This is a genomic window from Staphylococcus kloosii, from assembly GCF_003019255.1.
GTDB lineage: Bacteria > Bacillota > Bacilli > Staphylococcales > Staphylococcaceae > Staphylococcus > Staphylococcus kloosii.
On the sequence record NZ_CP027846.1, the window covers coordinates 1,763,226 to 1,779,438 of the forward strand.

Sequence of the window (16,213 nt, forward strand, 5' to 3'; positions counted from 1 at the left end):
AATTATCTATACTCCTTTATTAATGAATCATGGTTCATTGCGCTTAATTGTTCTGAGTTTGCCCCCACACCTTTAAACGTAAATTCATCGACACGTATATCATTATTATATAGTATTACTTCATCTTGTGCATTTATCGTCTCATCAACTTCTACAAACATATGACTCATCATTAAAGCTCTAATAGGATATCGTTTACCATTTATAATTGCTTCATGCTGTGCACGTGCTTTTAATATTCCGTCGCCATAACCGATATCGACAACTGCAAGCTTAGTATTATCCTTAACTGCTTCAAAAGCAAAACTATAGCCACAATATTGTCCTTGTTGCACTTCTCTAATTTGAATTACATTTCCTTTAACGGTTAACGATTGCACAATGTCTTGTTCAGACACGGTACTATAAGGTCTAGAACCATATAACGCAATTCCTACTCTTGCATGCGTATGTTGCGGTAATATACCGTCTTCACGGTAATAACTAGCACTGTTTTGTGCGTGTATCATATTAAATGAATAACCTGCAGCAAGCACAGTATCTACGACTTGTAACCAGGCTTCTTTTTCTTGTTCGTAATCGGGAACGCCGAATTCATCAGCGTAACCAAAGTGAGTCCACAGACCATTAATAATCATTTTCTCAGTATTTGTATTACTGTGATGATGTTCTAACACTTCAATGATCTCATTTATATTTTTCAATCCAGAACGGTGTAATAAATTTTCATATTCTAAATGAATTTTAATACCTGCTAAATCTTCATAATGATCGTAATAATACGCTAGGGAAGGTAAAGTCATTTCAATATCATATGTTCTTAATGGTTCAAATTCATAGACGGCATTCATTAAAAATATCGTTGCATTAGGTGCGATTTTTCTCACTCTAATAGCTTCTTTCAATGAAGTGGTACTAAAAGTGTCAATACCTGCTTTTAAAAATTGCTCCACAGCAAATTCTAATCCATAATGGTAAGCGTTATTTTTAACGACTGCCATAATATTATTTTGTTGTTTAACAGTTTGGACATTATTTAAAAATGTTTGTTTATCTACAGACCAAATTGCCGTCATCTCTTACACCTCATCATAATTAAATAGTATTTGTTGATAATAATCAGCGACTTTAATTAACATATATTCATTAAAATTTAAATGTGAAGTATGTAAGCCGGTTACATAACCTTTAACTTCATCTTTAGTTCCAACAAACACAAAATAACTTGGTGCTAATTGACTATAGAAACTAAAATCTTCCCCAAAAAGATAAGGTGTTGTTTTATCTATAACTTTTAATTCAGCATTTTTTAATGCATTTTCTACGTTATTTCTTAATTTAGGGCTATTATAAGTAGGCGGGTAACCTTCGGCAAAGTCTACTTCGCATTCAACATTAAATAATAATTTTACACTTTCCGCTATTTTAAGCATTTGTTGTTTAACAATAGCTAAATCATTTTCATCGTATGTACGAATTGTACCTTCTAAATAGCCATTACTCGGTACAGTATTAATCGCTTCACCGGCTTCGAATCGACCCATATGTACTATATTTCTTTTCAATCCGTTTAAATGATATTGCTGAATATTACCAACTTGAGCTAAAACATGTTGTAACGCTTCACCACAAGAATGACCTTGTTCTTTATCGGCAACATGACTTGATAGACCGTTTAAATAAAAACGATATTCTGTAGCACTTGCCGTTATTTCCTCATCTCGAATCGCAACTGAACCTTCCTCAACAAATGGCATTACGTGAACACCAAATACAGCTTCAATAGGGTAGTTTTCAAATGCATTAGCTTTGATAAGTCTATTGGCACCACCGCCAGTTTCTTCAGCCGGTTGGAAAATAAAGACTACGTTTTGAGGTAGTTGTCCTTGATCTGACCATTCTTTACAACGACGAACAAATAACATTAATGCAGTCGTATGACCATCGTGTCCACATGCGTGCATAACATTGTCATTCAAACTTCTATAATCAACATCATTTTCTTCAAATATAGGTAGGGCGTCTATATCAGCACGGAAGGCGATTGTTTTAGCACCATTACCAGGTAAATAGGCAATTAACCCCGTTTCTAAGGGACGCTCATACGCTACGCCTAGTTCATCTAAAAAAGAGGCAATATATTTTGTCGTTTCAAATTCATGTAAACTTAACTCTGGATGTTGATGTAGATAACGTCTATGTTTTGTTACAAATTCTTGTTCATTCATCATTATCATTTCCTTTATAAATAAGTTAGTCTCATTCTGTAAATAATTATATGTATAAAATTTTATAATAAAAAGAGGAGGTAGAAACAGTCATTTTATAAGATACATAGTGACTTTATTGTCAATGTATCTTATAGTATCAGTTACTGACGTGTCTCAGTCCTCCTATTAAAGCTAATAACTATAAATTAGTTATTTAAATTTCTTAAAGCAGATACGATTTCACGTTTTGAATCTTCTACTTCACTTGTTTGTTTAATTACTTTTGCTGGTGTTCCAGCTACTACAGCTCCTGCAGGCACGTCTTGTGTTACGATAGCACCAGCTGCAACAATTGCGCCTTGTCCAACTGTAACACCTTCAAGAATTACTGCATTAGCACCAATTAACACATCGTCTTCAATGATAACTGGAGAAGCACTTGGTGGCTCAATAACACCTGCTAGCACTGAACCAGCGCCAACGTGTACATTTTTACCAGTCGTTGCTCTGCCACCTAAAGTAGCGTTCATATCAATCATTGTACCTTCGCCAACAACAGCGCCAATATTAATTGTAGCACCCATCATTACGACAGCACCATCTTCAATAGTAGCTTGTTCTCTAATAAATGCACCTGGTTCAATACGCGCATTTGTGTTTGTTAAGTCTTTTAATGGAATAGCTGAATTACGACGATCCATTTCAATTTCTAATTCTTCTATGCTGTCTTTGTTATTGTCGTAAAATGTTTTCCATTCGTCTGCTTCACAAAAAATCACTTTTGAATCTTCTGAACCGAATACTTTAAATGATTCAGGGAAAGTTGTATTCGCAAAGTTACCATTTGCATATACTTTTAAAGGTGTTGATTTTTTTGCGTCACTAATATATTGAATAATTTCTTCTGCTGATAAATTTTGTACCATAATGTTATAAGCTCCTTAATGTTTATAAATTATCAAATGTATAGAAGTCATTTGACTTGTTGATTAATCTTTCCGCTGCACTAATGGCTCCATTAGCAAAAATATCTTTTGACTGCGCACGATGAGTAATTTCGATTGTTTCATCGATGCCAGCAAATAATACTTCGTGTTCACCTACTATAGTACCACCACGTTTGGCATGAATGCCAATTTCTTCTGGCTTTCTTTTTTCTGTGTTTTCATGGCGGTCATATACAGGCGTCGTTTTATCTCTTAATGATTCAATGACATCATATAATTTAACTAAAGTGCCACTTGGCGCATCCACTTTTTTATTATGATGTGCTTCTGTTAATTCTATATCATAGTCTTGTAAGAGCGGTACTGCCGCTTCTAAAATTTTAGTAAGTGCATGTACACCGTAGCTCATATTAGCACTAAAGAATACAGGCATTCGTTTACTTAAGTCTTGTAATTTATTAATAATAGTCTCTTTTTCACCAGTAGTTGCAATAACTAAAGGCAGTTCAAAAGAATCATCTAATAATGGTAATAATAATTCAGGATTTGAAAAATCAATGGCTACATCAGCATCAGTTGCTTCTGAAATTTTGTCAAAAGTAGGGTAGGGATAAGATTTACTGCTGTCCCTAACTACAACACCAGTGATTTCATGTCCTTTTTCTTCAGCTAATCTTGCTACACGTTCGTTCATAGCACCATAACCGATTAGAAGTATCTTCATGCGTTGTCACCTGCTTTGTATTGATTATATGCATCTTCTAGAGCTTTTCTATCATCATCCTCTAAAGTAACTAAAGGAAGGCGTACTTCATAATTTCCAAATCCTTCAACAGTTGTTAAAACTTTGATAGGGATTGGGTTTACATCAACAGCAAGTGCATCTAATAGTGTGCCAATAGGTTGATATAATGCTTCAACATCGCCATTTTGTTGACTTGTTTCGTATAAATTTTGAATAGCTTTAGGAATAACGTTAGCGATTACTGAAATAACACCGTGACCGCCACCATTGAAATAACGAACGATATTATCATCATTACCACTATATAAAGCAAAATTATCTAAGTCTAATTTTTGTTGCAATGTTGCTAAATAGTCAAAATCATTTGTTGCATCTTTTAATGCTACAATATATTCATTTTTGCTTAATTCAACTATTGTGTCTGCTTCGATTGTCATATTCGTACGAGAAGGGACATTGTATAATACGACTGGCAATTTCGCTGCATCAGCAATAGTTGTAAAATGTTTAATTAATCCACGTTGATTTGTTTTGTTGTAATAAGGTGTGATTAACATAATCGCATCAGCACCAAGTTCTCTCGCTTTAACAGATGCTTGTATAGATTTTTGTGTGTTATTTGTACCTGTACCAGCTATGACAGGAATGCGGCCATTAACTGTATTCACAACTTCTTCTAATACTTGGTTTTTTTCTTCTTCAGTTAAAGTAGGGTTTTCTGCTGTAGTACCGTTAACCACGATTGATTTTGCATCGTTATCTATTAAATAATTCACATGTTTTCTAAGGGCGTTATAATCAATTTCATTATGTGTGAATGGGGTAGTTAAGGCTACACCTACACCTTCAAAAATATGTGCCATATTATTTAACTCCTTTCAGACTCATTACTTGTTCTAAAATTTGTACGGCATTAAGTGCTGCACCTTTCAATAAGTTGTCTGAAGTACACCATACATGGAAAGTATTATCTAACGTATCATCTTTACGAATACGTCCTACGAAAACTTCATCTTTACCTGTAGAATGAATGGCTAACGGATATTCGTTGTTTGCTGGGTTATCTACAAGTACCACACGATCATCTTGATCGAATAACTGTTGAATTGCTTCTACTGAAGTTTCTTTATTCAATGTAACGCTCATATGCACGCTATGACTATCTTGTACTGGGACACGTACACAAGTTGCTGTAACTTTTAATGCGTCATCTTTTAAAATTTTGCGTGTTTCGTCGATCATTTTTTGTTCTTCTTTAGTATAACCATCTTCTAAAAAGACATCGATATGTGGTAAAACATTGTTATAAATTGGGTGTGGATATGCTTCAGGATCTTTACCATTCGCACCTTCAGCTAAATCTTGTTTACCTTTAACACCAGAACCTGATACAGCTTGATAAGTTGTATAAGCAACTCTTTCAATACCATAAGCATCTTGTAATACTTTTAAAGGTACGACTGATTGGATTGTTGAACAGTTCGGATTCGCGATAATTTTACGATTTAAAACAGGTTCATTAACTTCTGGCACGATTAAATCAATACCTTCAGTCATTCTCCATTGACTTGAATTATCTATTACAATTGCTCCTGCTTGTTCGATAATAGGAGAGAAGTGGGCGCTTGTACTTCCACCTGCACTCATTAATACGAAATCAAAATGTTCGCTCGCCGCTTCTTCAGTTAATTCTTGTACAATGTATGTTTTACCTTGAAATTCAACTTCAGCGCCAGCTGATCTAGCTGATGAAAATAATACTAATTCATCAAAAGCTACATTTTTTCTATCAAGTGTTTCTAACATTTTTCTTCCTACTAAACCTGTTGCTCCTGCTACTGCTAATTTTGTCATATTATATACACTCCAGTATTTTAATTTTGTAAAAATTCTGTATCATTTTATTATTTAAATATCGAATGCTTCATATAAATTTGCAACTGCACGCTCACCATTAAAGGCGTCGATAACATAAGAAATACTAATTTCAGATGTTGTCGTTTGGTAAAATGGAATATCGTTTGCAATCAATGTCATAAATGCTTTTGAAGCAACACCTGACATGTCTCTCATTCCAGAGCCAATTAATGAAATTTTAACGTATTCTTCATTTATCTTGAAGTCTAAAGCGTTAAAATCTTCTGACAACTTCTCTAGAATGTTCGTAATTTGAATTGCGTCTGTATCTTTAATTGTAAATGACATCTGTAAACCTTCTAAGTTTACGATTTGGGATATCATATCTACATTAACAGAACCTTCTTCTAGTTTAGTAAATAATTGTGTTAATAATTTATTGTCCGGTAGTGGGTAACTAATTGTTACGTGCATCATATGTGTATCCAATGCCACGCCTGTTACTGCTTTTTTCTCTAATAAATCTGATTGTGCCATAATCCATGTTCCTTTCACATTAGATAAAGTTCTTCCTAAATAAATAGGTATATCATAATTGTTTGCAAGTTCTACACTTCTTGTCTCTAATACACCTGCACCAAGCGCGCTCATTTCCATCATTTCTTCATAAGAAACGTAAGAAAGACGTTTGGCTTGTTTATAAACTCTTGGGTCAGTAGCATAAACACCGTCAACATCAGTGTAGATTTCGCAAGGAGTTTGATTACTCGCCGCTAATGCTACAGCAGTTGTATCTGAACCACCACGACCTAACGTCGTTAATTCAAATGAATCATTGATACCTTGGAAACCTGCTACCACAAGTACATCGTTCGTTTCGAACGACTTGTTAAACGTTTCAGGATTAATTTCTGCTATACGACTTTTCAAATGATGGCCAACGGTTTTTATACCTGCTTGATAACCAGTCATCGCCTTAGCATTTACGCCTAAATCGTTTAGCATCATGGAAAGGTATGACACTGTTTGTTGTTCACCCGTAGTTAATAACAATGCCAATTCTTCATCTTTAGGGTTTTCAGTAACTGCACTGACATTTTCCATTAATTGATCAGTGGTTTTACCCATGGCACTTACGACAACAATAAGTTGTTCACCGTTATCAACTCTATGTTTCAACATTTCCGCAATATTTCTAATTTTCGTAAAATCGCTGACGGACGAACCGCCAAACTTTAAAACACTTCTATTCACTTACTTTATCCTCCTCAAATGACTAGGGGAGAATCACAAATCATATAAAAAAAGAACAAGTTCGGAATGCGAACTTGCTCGTAATTTATATACAAGTGATGCACTCCATTATTTTAAAATAATGACAGACTCTTAGCTCTTAACCATAAAGTCCAATGAACGATAAGCTGCTATTATCGTCACTTCGGCATCTCACCCTTTCAAAATTAGCTACTAGCAGGTAGTTTGTTCTAAGATTTACTAATGATTGATGCGCCTCATCTAATTCTTATTAAATTGGTTATGTTTCACATTATACATATAACGTTAATAGCTGTAAACCGCCAACTGTGAATTTTTTTAATTTACTGATAATTTAAATCTATTAGACAATCCAAACCTTCAATAAAATTAAAATTTTACGCTATTTTTAATTAAAACTCTTCATATTCAGCAGGATCTTGGTCTTTACGTCTACCATCTTCTTTAGAAAGTAAATCTATTTGTGTTAAATCTTCACTTTCTAAATAGAAATCAAATACGTCTATATTTTGTAACTGTCTAACATTTGACGCTGATTTAGGAATAGGGACTACACCATTTTGAATATGCCATTTTAAAATAACTTGTACTGTCGTTTTATTGTATTTATCAGCTATTTGTTGAATAACTTCATGATTCATAATATTAACATCTCTACCTAGAGGACTCCAAGCTTCGACGATAATGCCTTTTTCTTGATGATATTCAAGTACGTCTTTTTGGTTAAAGAATGGATGAAGCTCGATTTGGTTTACTGTAGGTAATACACCAGTTTCTTTTTCTAATGTATCAATATGTTCTGGTAAGAAGTTACAAACACCAATCGACTTAACTAAACCAGCTTTTTGTGCATCGATTAATGCGCGCCAAGCTTCGACGTATTTGCCTTGTTTAGGGTTAGGCCAATGAATTAAATATAAATCAATATAATCTACATTTAGACGATAAATAGATTCTTGAATTGCCACCATCGCAGAATCATAATCATGATAACGACCTGGTAATTTAGATGTAACTATAATTTGGTCTCTAGATACGTGACTATATTCTATCGCTTTACCAACAGTACCTTCATTTTCATAATTATAAGCAGTATCTAATAAACGATAACCATTATTTAATGCATTTACAATTGCATGTACACCTTGAGTTCCGTTTAACTTATATGTACCAAAACCTAAAACCGGTAATACTTGTCCATCTAACATATTTAAATTTTCCAATGTATCGTCCTCCAATATTCAAGTTAAAAGTTATTATATAATTATATTTTTAAAATTGAAACTAACTTGCTTTTATACTTATCTTTTTATAAAAGCAAGTGGGGGAGAAAAAATTCAAATACATCTAAAAACAATGATACACCAACTAAAAAAGCGAGCAGGTCAAAAATCTTAATTTTATAAGAAGTTTTTTGTAGACCTGCTTTAACTAGGATGACTAAAGTTAAAATCAGCTTGATACAAGTGAATTTTAAACTCATTTTACAATATAAAATAAAAGAAATTAAGATTAGCACTGCAATGATTTTATATCGTGCTGACGCCTTGGGGAAGCGTATGAGTGAGAGACTACAGGATTGAACCATACCTCAGGCAAGCATACACGACAAAATCGTAGGGAGAGGGACAAAAATCTTATTCTTATAAGAAGATTTTGTAGTCCCACCACTGCAATGATAACTAGAATTGAAAAAGCTTGATATAAGCCCATTTTCAATTTAGACATCTATTGCCAATAAAAAATGAACCTGAAGACAATGTAATGTCTCAGGCTCCTATAATTAAATATATTAAGCGTTCTTTAATACGCCAGTTTCTTGTAAATATGCTTCATATGAAATTTCTTTTGAAAGTCCACCAGGTTGATTTAAATCAATGACACGATTTGCAATTGTGTTAATGAATTCAAAGTCATAAGAAGTAAAGATAATTGAACCTTTAAATGATTTCAATCCATCGTTTACTGCTGTAATACTTTCTAAGTCTAAATGGTTTGTTGGTTCATCTAATAGCAATACATTTGCACTAGATAACATCATTTTACTAAGCATACAACGGACTTTTTCGCCACCAGATAAAACACTAGCTTTTTTCTTAACTTCTTCACCACTAAATAACATACGGCCAAGGAAGCCACGTAAGAATGTTTCAGTCTGTTCATCTTCAGGTGCATATTGTCTTAACCAATCGACTAAATTCATATTTACGTTCTCGAAGTACTCTGAGTTATCTTTAGGGAAGTAACTTTGTGAAGTTGTTACACCCCATTTAACAGTACCTTCGTCAGGTTCCATTTCACCAGCTAAAATTTTCAATAATGTAGTTTTAGCAAATTCACTGTCCCCAATTAACACGGCTTTATCATTAGGATTCATAGTGAATGAAACATTGTCTAAGACTTTTTCGCCATCAATTGTTTTAGAAACATTGTCGACAAATAGTAAATCATTACCAATTTCACGTTCTGGTGTGAATTTTACAAATGGATATCTACGTGAAGAAGGTTGAATATCATCTAATTCGATTTTTTCAAGTTGTTTCTTTCTACTTGTAGCTTGTTTTGATTTAGATGCGTTGGCAGAGAAACGTGCTACGAAATCTTGTAGTTCTTTAATTTTCTCTTCTTTTTTCTTGTTTTGTTCTTGTGCCATTTTCATTGCTAATTGGCTTGATTGATACCAAAAATCATAATTTCCGACATAGACTTTAATTTTACCGTAGTCTAAGTCCGCAATATGCGTACATACATTATTTAAGAAGTGTCTATCGTGAGAAACAACAATAACAGTGTTATCAAAATTAATTAAAAAGTCTTCTAACCAACTTATTGCTGGAATATCAAGACCATTGGTAGGTTCGTCAAGAAGTAATACGTCTGGTTCACCGAATAAACTTTGTGCTAATAGGACTTTTACTTTTTGATTGTTTTCTAATTCAGACATATTTTTATCTTGTAAGTCTGCGCTTATACCTAAACCTGAAAGTAGGGAACCTGCATCCGCTTCAGCATTCCAACCGTTCATTTCGGCAAATTCACCTTCAAGCTCAGCTGCTTTAATACCGTCTTCATCACTAAAATCAGGTTTCATATAAATTTCGTCTTTTTCTTTCATAACTTCGTAAAGTCTTTCGTGACCTTTAATTACAACATCTAAAACACGTTCATCTTCGTATGCGAAGTGATCTTGTTTTAATACTGCTAGACGTTCATTTTTTCCCATTGAAACATGACCCGTTTGAGCATCTAATTCTCCAGATAGTATTTTAAGAAATGTTGATTTACCAGCACCATTTGCGCCAATTAATCCGTAGCAATTGCCTTCTGTAAATTTAATATTTACATCTTCGAATAGTTTACGATCGCCAAAACGTAAACTTACATCAGTAACTTGTAACATGCGCTTACTCCTTTTATCGTTATTCTAACGGACAAATTATAACATACTTAATCACTAGTTTCGACCTTTGTTAAATGTGTTAATGCTTGATTATCGATACCATGTTATAATGTATAAGAATAAATATGTGCGAAGGAGACAAATATGGCACGAGACGAAAAAGATATAGTAGGCACGATTGAATTTTTAGAAGTTGTCGGCTTACAAGGTTCTACTTATATGTTAAAAGGACCTCACGGTGAAGAAGTTAAATTAAACCAATCAGAAATTAACGAAGAAGACGAATTAGAAGTAGGTGAAGAATACAGTTTCTTCATTTACCCAAACCGTTCAGGTGATTTATTCGCCACTCAAAATATGCCTGACATTACGACTGATAAGTATGATTTTGTCAAAGTATTAAAAACAGATAGAGACGGTGCACATGTCGATGTAGGCTTACCGAGAGAGGTATTAATCCCATGGGAAGATTTACCAAAAGTTAAATCTTTATGGCCTGTGAATGGCGATCAATTATTCGTTACATTGCGTATTGATAGCGAAAATAATATGTTTGCACGTCTTGCTACGGAAACAATAGTAGAAAATACATTTACCCCTGTAAATGATGATAGTAAACAGAACGAAATTATTGAAGCACGTCCATATCGTTTATTAAGAATTGGTAGCTTTTTACTTTCTAAAGATGGTTATAAAATTTTTGTGCATGAATCTGAACGTAAATCAGAACCACGTTTAGGTGAATTAGTAAAAGTTCGTATTATTGGTCATAATGATAAAGGTGAACTCAATGGTTCATTTTTACCATTATCACATGAAAGACTCGATGAAGATGGTCAAATCATCTTTGATTTATTAGTAGAATATGACGGGGAACTGCCATTTTGGGACAAATCAAGCCCTGAAGCTATTAAAGAAGTCTTTAATATGAGTAAAGGTTCATTTAAAAGAGCAATTGGACATTTGTATAAAAACAAAATTATTAAGATCGAAACTGGCAAAATCGAATTAACCAAAAAAGGTTGGAGTAGGTTAGAGGACTAATCTATATATACTTAACAACACGTTTTTCAATATCTGAGAAGCGTGTTTTTTTGTGTTTAATAATTTATAAAATCATTTAATAAACCAAACATATAATGTTTACAAAACATTTACACTAACTAAATTTGTAATTAATAAACTACCTGTAACATAAGACTTGTAAAACAAACTAAAAGTAACTTTATCTATTTAGGAGGATGTTTCAATGAAAAAATGGCAACTAATCGGTTCAACGGTAATTGGAGCTTCGTTATTATTAGGCGCTTGTAGTGGGAGCAATGGTGCTAGTAAAGGTAGCGATGTTGAAGGAAAAGTGAAAGGCGATGGCTCTTCAACAGTAGGTCCTATCATTGAAAAACTAAATGAAAAATTTGCGAAAGATTATCCAAAGGTTACAGTTTCAAATAGTACGGCAGGTACTGGTGGTGGATTTGAAAAATTTATTGCAGGTAATACAGATTTCTCCAACGCTTCTCGTCCGATTAAAGATGAAGAAAAGCAAAAGCTTAAAGAAAAAGGGATTAAGTATAACGAATTCAAAATTGCTCAAGACGGCGTAACGATTGCCGTTAACAAAGACAATGATTTCGTCAAAGAGTTAGATAAGAACCAATTAAAAGAAATTTATTCAGGTAAGGCCAAAACATGGAAAGATGTTAATTCTAAATGGCCAGCGAAAAAAATCAAAGCATTTTCACCTGATCAATCTCACGGTACTTACGACTTCTTTACCGAAGAAATTATGAACAAAGGTGATATCAACGCAGAGAAAAATGCAGATACTAATACAATCGTACAATCAGTAACTAAAAATAAGCAGGGAATTGGTTACTTCGGTTATAACTTCTATGAACAAAATAAAGACAAGTTAAAAGAAGTCAAAATTAAAGACGCTAACGGCAAACTAACGGAACCAACTAAGAAAACAATTCAAGATGGTTCATACGCATTAAGCCGACCTTTATACACATACACAAACGAGAAAAAATTAAAAGAGAACAAAGGATTACAAGCTTTCACTAAATTCTTATTAAAAGATCAAGGTAAAGCAGCCGAAAGCGCAGGATTTGTCGCATTACCTAAAGAAAAATACACAGAACAACAAAAGGAATTAGACAAAATTATAGGTAAAGACAACGACAAAAAAGATAGCAAAAAATAAGCGCTATTAATCACGGAGATGTCATAAAGCATCTTCGTGGTTAATGCACTTTTGAGAGCACGACGGAACAAGTGAGGTGCATTATGGTAAATAATGATATATCTGTTAGAGAATTAATCGCTAAAAATAATAAGCGTAAAAAAGGGATAAGCGATAAAGTTGTTCCCGTAGTATTAGGTACGATCGCATTTATTTCAATTTTAACGACAATAGGTATCGTGTTTACGCTATTGTCAGAAACTTTCACATTTTTTTCAAGAGTTTCTTTATCTCAATTTTTACTCACTAGTGAATGGAATCCTTTTAGTTCAACGCCAAAATATGGTATTTGGTCACTAGTATTAGGTACTTTAAAAATAACTTTAATTGCTACGATTGTTGCAGTACCACTCGGCTTGGGAGCAGCGATATATTTAAGTGAATATGCTTCAAATCGTATGCGAGCTATCATTAAACCAGCATTAGAAATATTATCAGGAATACCAACAATCGTTTTTGGTTTCTTTGCTTTAACCTTTGTCACACCTTTTATCAGAGAAATCTTTCCGTTTATCGGTAGTTTCAACTCAATTAGTCCCGGAATTATCGTCGGCATTATGATTATTCCACTTATTTCAAGTATGAGTGAAGATGCAATGTCATCAGTACCACATAAAATGCGAGAGGGTGCGCTTGGATTAGGTGCTACTAAGTTCGAAGTATTAGCTAAAGTAATTTTACCTGCAGCCACTTCAGGAATTATGGCATCCATTGTCTTAGCGATATCTCGTGCAATAGGTGAAACGATGATCGTGTCACTTGCGGCAGGTAGTACGCCTTCAGCATCATTAGACCTTACATCATCCATTCAAACTATGACAGGTTACATCGTTCAAGTAGCTACAGGTGATGCTACGTTCGGTTCAGACGTTTATTACAGTATATACGCTGTAGGTTTCACATTATTTATGTTTACACTCATCATGAATTTAATTTCTCATTGGATTACGAAGCGATTTAGAGAGGAGTATTAATATGGCTTATCAAAAAAATGACCTCTACATTTCACACAATCAACGATCGCTTATTAATCAAAGCAATGTCGAAAAAAGATATGCACGCAGATTTAAAGTAAATCGATTATATAAGTGGTTTGTCTTCACATGCACGATGATTGGTGTATTGGTGTTAGCAATATTAATTATGAATACATTTTTCAAAGGCGTTAGTCACTTAACACCATCATTTTTTACAAGTTTTTCATCATCAACGCCTTCTATGGCTGGCGTAAAGGGTGGATTAATTGGAACTGTATGGTTAATGATAACAATTATTCCAATTTCTATCATTCTAGGAGTAGGTACTGCAATTTATTTAGAAGAATATGCTAAAAAAAATTTATTTACCAAAATTGTTAATATTAGCATTTCGAACTTGGCAGGTGTGCCTTCTGTAGTTTTTGGTATTTTAGGCTTAACAATTTTTGTTAGAGGTATGGGTATAGAGTTTTTAGCCCTCAGTAATTCTATTATTGCCGCAGCCTTAACTATGTCATTACTTATATTACCAATCATTATTGTAGCTAGCCAAGAAGCAATAAGAGCAATTCCAAATTCTGTGAGAGAAGCTTCTGTAGGTTTAGGTGCTACAAAATGGCAAACGACAAAAAATGTTGTCATACCAGCTGCACTGCCAGGTATACTAACTGGTTTTATTTTAGCTTTATCGCGTGCATTAGGGGAAACCGCACCATTAATTTTAATTGGTATTCCAACTGTATTACTTGCATTGCCGTCAAATATCTTTGATCAATTCCAAGCATTACCGATGAATATATATAATTGGTCAAAATTACCACAAGAAGAGTTCCAAAATGTTGCATCTGCAGGTATACTTGTATTGTTGGCCGTATTATTATTAATGAATACTATAGCTATATTAATTCGTAATAAATATAATAAGAAGTACTAAATATATATAATTAATATTTCAGTTATTTAAAGGAGCAATTTTTATGACTACTAATCCTAAAATTAAAACAATTGATAATGCTAGAATTCAAAAACAACAAAATAAAAGCATTATCAACAACAAAAGTACTTTAAAAAATCAATCAACGAATAAAGCAAACATTGTATATTCCACAACAAATTTAGATTTATGGTACGGCGAAAATCATGCATTAAAAAATATAAATTTAGATATTGAAGAAAATACAGTTACAGCTATAATCGGGCCATCAGGGTGTGGTAAATCAACTTATATCAAGACACTAAATAGAATGGTTGAGTTAACACCGGGCGTTAAAACGGCAGGTAAAATATTTTATCGCGACGAAAATATCTTTGACGCTAGATTTTCTGCTGAAAAGTTAAGAACTAATGTAGGAATGGTTTTCCAACAACCGAATCCATTTCCTAAATCAGTTTATGACAATATCACGTATGGCCCTAAAATACACGGTATAAAAAACAAAAAAGTATTAGATGAGATTGTTGAAAAATCTCTACGCGGGGCAGCTATTTGGGATGAATTAAAAGATAAGTTGGATACAAATGCTTATAGTTTATCAGGAGGACAACAACAACGTGTCTGTATAGCACGTACATTAGCTATTGAGCCTGACGTTATTTTAATGGATGAACCAACTTCCGCTTTAGATCCAATCTCAACTTTAAAAATTGAAGAACTAGTTCAAGATTTAAAAGAAAAATATACAATTATTATCGTTACACATAATATGCAACAAGCTGCACGTATTTCAGACAATACAGCTTTCTTCCTTAACGGTTACGTTAACGAATATGACAAGACAGCCAAAATTTTCTCTAATCCTGCCGATAAACAAACAGAAGACTATATTTCTGGTAGATTCGGTTAATATATAATGACAATTATTAGAAATAAATATGAGTCTGAACTTCAAGATTTAAATAAAGATTTACGTCGGTTGGGTTTACTTGTCTATCGCAATATAACGTACGCATTACAATCATTAAGTGAAACAAATAGAAACTATGCAAGACAAACCATCGGTAAAGATGTAGATATAAATGATTTAGAGACTGAAATTAACGAAAAAGTTATCATGTTAATAACAAGACAACAACCTATAGCGGCAGACTTACGCTTAATGATTGCCGCACTTAAAATCGCTTCAGATTTCGAAAGAATAGGCGATAATGCTATGAATATTGCTGAAATAAGACTCAGAACACATTTTACTGATCCATATGTACTTACACGTTTAACAACCATGGGCAAATTAGCATTACTAATGATTGAAGATTTGAATCAAGCAGTTAAAAATAAAGATATTACATTAATTTGTGAAATTATAGAACGTGATTCAGATATTGATGATTTGTACAGAAATATTGTTAATACAACGTATTTAATCGATAACGATCCATTTGTAGCTGGCCAAGCGCATTTGGCGGCACGTTATTTAGAACGTATTGGCGACCATATTAGTAATATTGCCGAGAATATTTACTATTTCCATACTGGTGAACGCTATGAAACAAATCACGATTAAAATACCAATATAAAAAGCCTGTAATAGTCACATTTAAACTATTACAGGCTCTATTT

15 protein-coding genes and 1 riboswitch are annotated in these 16,213 nt (G+C 33.4%); of the genes, 6 read left to right on the forward strand and 9 right to left on the reverse strand.

The window, feature by feature from the left end:
• Nucleotides 1-2: 2 nt before the first annotated feature.
• The 9 genes from C7J89_RS08845 to C7J89_RS08885 all read right to left on the reverse strand — a co-directional run bounded on the left by C7J89_RS08845 (nucleotide 3) and on the right by C7J89_RS08885 (nucleotide 10,434).
• A complete protein-coding gene (locus C7J89_RS08845; RefSeq protein ID WP_103295938.1) occupies nucleotides 3-1,076 on the reverse strand; it encodes an alanine racemase in 1,074 nt (357 codons plus the stop codon).
• Nucleotides 1,077-1,079: 3 nt separating this feature from the next.
• The gene (locus tag C7J89_RS08850) at nucleotides 1,080-2,228 is read right to left on the reverse strand and encodes an amidohydrolase (RefSeq protein WP_103295939.1); all 1,149 of its coding nucleotides are present in this window, start codon (nucleotides 2,226-2,228) and stop codon (nucleotides 1,080-1,082) included.
• A 188-nt stretch (nucleotides 2,229-2,416) separates the two neighbouring features.
• Entirely contained in the window at nucleotides 2,417-3,136 is a 720-nt protein-coding gene (gene dapD / locus C7J89_RS08855) for a 2,3,4,5-tetrahydropyridine-2,6-dicarboxylate N-acetyltransferase (protein WP_103295940.1), read from the reverse strand.
• A 22-nt stretch (nucleotides 3,137-3,158) separates the two neighbouring features.
• Nucleotides 3,159-3,881 carry a 4-hydroxy-tetrahydrodipicolinate reductase gene (dapB, locus tag C7J89_RS08860; protein ID WP_103295941.1) on the reverse strand — a complete coding sequence of 241 codons (723 nt, stop codon included), beginning with the start codon at nucleotides 3,879-3,881 and terminating at the stop codon, nucleotides 3,159-3,161.
• Nucleotides 3,878-4,765: a 4-hydroxy-tetrahydrodipicolinate synthase gene (gene dapA, locus C7J89_RS08865; protein ID WP_103295942.1), complete on the reverse strand. Its 888-nt coding sequence runs from the start codon at nucleotides 4,763-4,765 to the stop codon at nucleotides 3,878-3,880. Before dapA ends, dapB begins: the two co-directional genes overlap by 4 nt.
• Before the next feature lies 1 nt (nucleotide 4,766).
• Nucleotides 4,767-5,756 carry an aspartate-semialdehyde dehydrogenase gene (locus C7J89_RS08870; protein WP_103295943.1) on the reverse strand — a complete coding sequence of 330 codons (990 nt, stop codon included), beginning with the start codon at nucleotides 5,754-5,756 and terminating at the stop codon, nucleotides 4,767-4,769.
• Nucleotides 5,757-5,810: 54 nt separating this feature from the next.
• Nucleotides 5,811-7,013: an aspartate kinase gene (locus C7J89_RS08875; protein WP_061854716.1), complete on the reverse strand. Its 1,203-nt coding sequence runs from the start codon at nucleotides 7,011-7,013 to the stop codon at nucleotides 5,811-5,813.
• Between the two features lie 90 nt (nucleotides 7,014-7,103).
• A riboswitch (Lysine riboswitch) is annotated at nucleotides 7,104-7,282 on the reverse strand.
• 144 nt (nucleotides 7,283-7,426) lie between these two features.
• A complete protein-coding gene (locus C7J89_RS08880; protein WP_103295944.1) occupies nucleotides 7,427-8,257 on the reverse strand; it encodes an aldo/keto reductase in 831 nt (276 codons plus the stop codon).
• A gap of 569 nt (nucleotides 8,258-8,826) precedes the next feature.
• A complete protein-coding gene (locus C7J89_RS08885) occupies nucleotides 8,827-10,434 on the reverse strand; it encodes an ABC-F family ATP-binding cassette domain-containing protein (RefSeq protein ID WP_061854718.1) in 1,608 nt (535 codons plus the stop codon).
• Between the two features lie 144 nt (nucleotides 10,435-10,578).
• Here C7J89_RS08885 and cvfB point away from each other — a divergent pair, with 144 nt between their 5' ends.
• The 6 genes from cvfB to phoU all read left to right on the forward strand — a co-directional run bounded on the left by cvfB (nucleotide 10,579) and on the right by phoU (nucleotide 16,157).
• On the forward strand, nucleotides 10,579-11,478 hold the full coding sequence (gene cvfB, locus C7J89_RS08890; RefSeq protein WP_103295945.1) for an RNA-binding virulence regulatory protein CvfB: 900 nt from the start codon (nucleotides 10,579-10,581) through the stop codon (nucleotides 11,476-11,478).
• Nucleotides 11,479-11,683: 205 nt separating this feature from the next.
• Nucleotides 11,684-12,640: a PstS family phosphate ABC transporter substrate-binding protein gene (locus C7J89_RS08895; protein WP_103295946.1), complete on the forward strand. Its 957-nt coding sequence runs from the start codon at nucleotides 11,684-11,686 to the stop codon at nucleotides 12,638-12,640.
• A gap of 83 nt (nucleotides 12,641-12,723) precedes the next feature.
• A complete protein-coding gene (pstC, locus tag C7J89_RS08900; protein WP_061854721.1) occupies nucleotides 12,724-13,653 on the forward strand; it encodes a phosphate ABC transporter permease subunit PstC in 930 nt (309 codons plus the stop codon).
• Nucleotide 13,654: 1 nt separating this feature from the next.
• Nucleotides 13,655-14,590, forward strand: coding sequence for a phosphate ABC transporter permease PstA (gene pstA, locus C7J89_RS08905; protein ID WP_061854722.1), 936 nt, complete (start codon nucleotides 13,655-13,657; stop codon nucleotides 14,588-14,590).
• 43 nt (nucleotides 14,591-14,633) lie between these two features.
• The gene (pstB, locus tag C7J89_RS08910) at nucleotides 14,634-15,500 is read left to right on the forward strand and encodes a phosphate ABC transporter ATP-binding protein PstB (RefSeq protein WP_103295947.1); all 867 of its coding nucleotides are present in this window, start codon (nucleotides 14,634-14,636) and stop codon (nucleotides 15,498-15,500) included.
• A gap of 6 nt (nucleotides 15,501-15,506) precedes the next feature.
• A complete protein-coding gene (gene phoU / locus C7J89_RS08915) occupies nucleotides 15,507-16,157 on the forward strand; it encodes a phosphate signaling complex protein PhoU (protein ID WP_103295948.1) in 651 nt (216 codons plus the stop codon).
• Nucleotides 16,158-16,213: the final 56 nt, after the last annotated feature.